Source organism: Candidatus Venteria ishoeyi, assembly GCF_030378065.1.
In the GTDB taxonomy this organism is placed as follows: domain Bacteria; phylum Pseudomonadota; class Gammaproteobacteria; order Beggiatoales; family Beggiatoaceae; genus Venteria; species Venteria ishoeyi.
Genome location: NZ_JAUCGJ010000029.1, coordinates 1 through 2,546 on the forward strand (window position 1 = coordinate 1; position 2,546 = coordinate 2,546).

At 47.8% G+C, this 2,546-nt stretch carries 3 protein-coding genes; all 3 read left to right on the top strand.

Annotated elements, in window-relative coordinates; all coding sequences use genetic code 11:
* Positions 1-150: 150 nt before the first annotated feature.
* On the top strand, positions 151-1,188 hold the full coding sequence (gene mtnA / locus QUF61_RS10915; RefSeq protein WP_289681687.1) for an S-methyl-5-thioribose-1-phosphate isomerase: 1,038 nt from the start codon (positions 151-153) through the stop codon (positions 1,186-1,188).
* Positions 1,189-1,207: 19 nt separating this feature from the next.
* Positions 1,208-2,113 (top strand): acetylglutamate kinase, encoded by a 906-nt coding sequence (argB, locus tag QUF61_RS10920; protein WP_103920322.1) that lies wholly within the window; start codon positions 1,208-1,210, stop codon positions 2,111-2,113.
* 188 nt (positions 2,114-2,301) lie between these two features.
* A partial coding sequence (locus QUF61_RS10925) for a hypothetical protein (protein ID WP_289681689.1) occupies positions 2,302-2,546 on the top strand: 245 nt, incomplete at its 3' end.

Genomic DNA, 2,546 nt, shown 5'->3' on the forward strand with positions numbered 1-2,546 from the left:
TAAGTTTGAAAAATCATATTTTTTCCAAGTGTTATATATTTCAAATAATCATTTGATATGGAGTAGAAGTCTCTTTCCTAAGATGCGAAAATACCGGATAAATTTAGATTACGATACCACTTTGCACTATATGAGACTGGAAACTAATTTATGAATCCAATAAATACCATACAACCCATACGCTGGGCCGAAAACCACTTGCAATTGCTGGATCAGCGCCTGTTGCCCCAACAAAATATCTATTTAAGCTTAAAAGATGCCCCGGCAACGGCGCAGGCAATCACGGATATGGTGGTGCGTGGCGCACCGGCGATAGGTATCACTGCCGCTTATGGTGTGGTGCTGGCAGCGCGGGTGGCCTATGCCAAAGCTGGGGATAACTGGCGGCAGGCGATTGCCGCAGACATGCAAAAGCTTGCCGCTTCACGCCCAACGGCGGTCAATCTGTTCTGGGCCTTGCAGCGTTTATCAGCTTTATTTCCCGACATTTCAGGCGATCCTGAACCAGTTTTACTGGCAGAAGCTTTGCATATTCAGCAGCAGGATATTACCGATAATCAAATTATGGGTGATTTTGGTGCCGCTTATTTGCCTGAAAATAGTGAAATTATCACCCATTGCAATGCCGGCGCACTGGCAACTGGTGGTTATGGCACGGCTTTAGGCGTAGTGCGCAGTGCCTGGACGGCGGGAAAACTGCAACGTGTGTATGCCGATGAAACCCGGCCCTGGTTGCAGGGTGCGCGTTTAACTGCCTGGGAAATGGTGCAGGAAAAGATTCCGGTTACATTGATTGCTGAAGGGGCGGCAGCAGCGCGTATGCAGCAGGGTAATATCAGTTGGGTGATAGTGGGTTCGGATCGCATTGCCAATAATGGTGACGTTGCCAATAAAATCGGTACTTGTGGATTAGCGATCCTGGCGCGCTATTATGGGGTAAAATTTATGGTGGTTGCGCCCACCAGCACCATTGATATGCAATTAAACAGTGGTGCTGAGATTCCTATTGAGCAACGCGCCGGTAATGAATTGCTCCAGTGTGGACAGCAGCACATTGCCGCCGATGGCGCAGAGGCCTGGAATCCCGTGTTTGATGTCACGCCCGCAGACCTGGTGGATGTTCTGGTGACAGAGCGCGGCGCGATTGAAAAGCCTAATCAGGAAAAAATAGCGCAGTTAATGAAATAATGACTTTACAGGAAGTTTAATGACACTCTCAAATGCCTCGGCAATGAACGTTGCCACTGTTTTAACGAAAGCCCTGCCTTATATCCAGAAGTTCACCAATAAAACCATTGTGATTAAATACGGTGGTAATGCGATGGTGGATGATGATTTAAAAACCAGTTTTGCCCGTGATGTGGTGTTAATGAAACTGGTGGGCATGAATCCGGTTGTGGTGCATGGCGGTGGCCCACAGATTGGTGATTTGCTCAAACGCCTGGGCAAGGAAAGTGAATTTTTCCAAGGGATGCGCGTTACCGATAAAGAAACCATGAATGTGGTGGAAATGGTGCTGGGCGGTCTGGTGAATAAGGAAATTGTCAGTTTAATCAATCATCAGGGTGGCAAAGCCATCGGTCTGACCGGCAAAGATGGCGATATGATTCGGGCGCGGCAATTGACTTTTACCCGTGATAACCCGGAAATGACCGCCCCGGAAATTATTGACATCGGTCATGTCGGGCGCGTGGAAAGTATTGATAAAAGTGTGATTGATCATTTGCTGCATGGTGATTTTATCCCGGTTATTGCACCGATAGGAGTGGATGCTGACGGTTGCTCGTATAATATCAATGCGGATTTGGTGGCGGGTAAAGTGGCGCAGGTGTTGGATGCTGAAAAACTGATTTTATTAACCAATACGCCTGGATTGTTGAATAAGGCAGGTGATTTATTAACCGGACTGACTGCGCAGGAAGTGGATGATTTGATTGCCGATGGCACGATTCATGGCGGTATGTTACCCAAGATTCAATGCGCCCTGGACGCGGTACAATCCGGGGTCAACAGTGCGCATATTATTGATGGTCGGGTGCAACACGCGGTATTACTGGAAACCTTTACCGATGAAGGCGTGGGCACCTGGATACACCGCCGCCCAGCCTCATAAGGAATCCAATCCCTGGATTGGGAGATTTTTCATGTCCACTCAGAGGAGTGGATACCTTTAATCCCCTGAGTTCGATGTAAGCTTGATCAGTGCTAAAGACACTGAAAACCGCTGACATCTCACGCTGATATTTGATAGATAGAGTATTAATCATGAAACGTTTACCTGAATGGTTGTCTGTTATAGGAATGATTTTTTTACTTCTGAACCTGTCCGCCTGTCTTGGCGGTGGCGGCGGTTCAGGTAATCCAGATATTGATAACAGCACGATTCAGGGCGCGCAGCTTGCGCTGGTGCCGGAAGAGGCTTCCGGTAACGGTACTGTCAGCTTAACCGCACTGCTCAAAGACAATAATAACGCGCCGCTGGTTGATAGTCTGGTATTTTTCAGTTTTGCCGATCAAAATCAGGAAAGCTTAAACCCAGGCAGCGC

What these genes read in the sequence shown, in the direction of transcription:
- mtnA (WP_289681687.1), top strand. Translation starts at nt 151, where the DNA reads ATGAATCCAATAAATACCATACAACCCATACGCTGGGCCGAAAACCAC.
- argB (WP_103920322.1), top strand. Translation starts at nt 1,208, where the DNA reads ATGACACTCTCAAATGCCTCGGCAATGAACGTTGCCACTGTTTTAACG.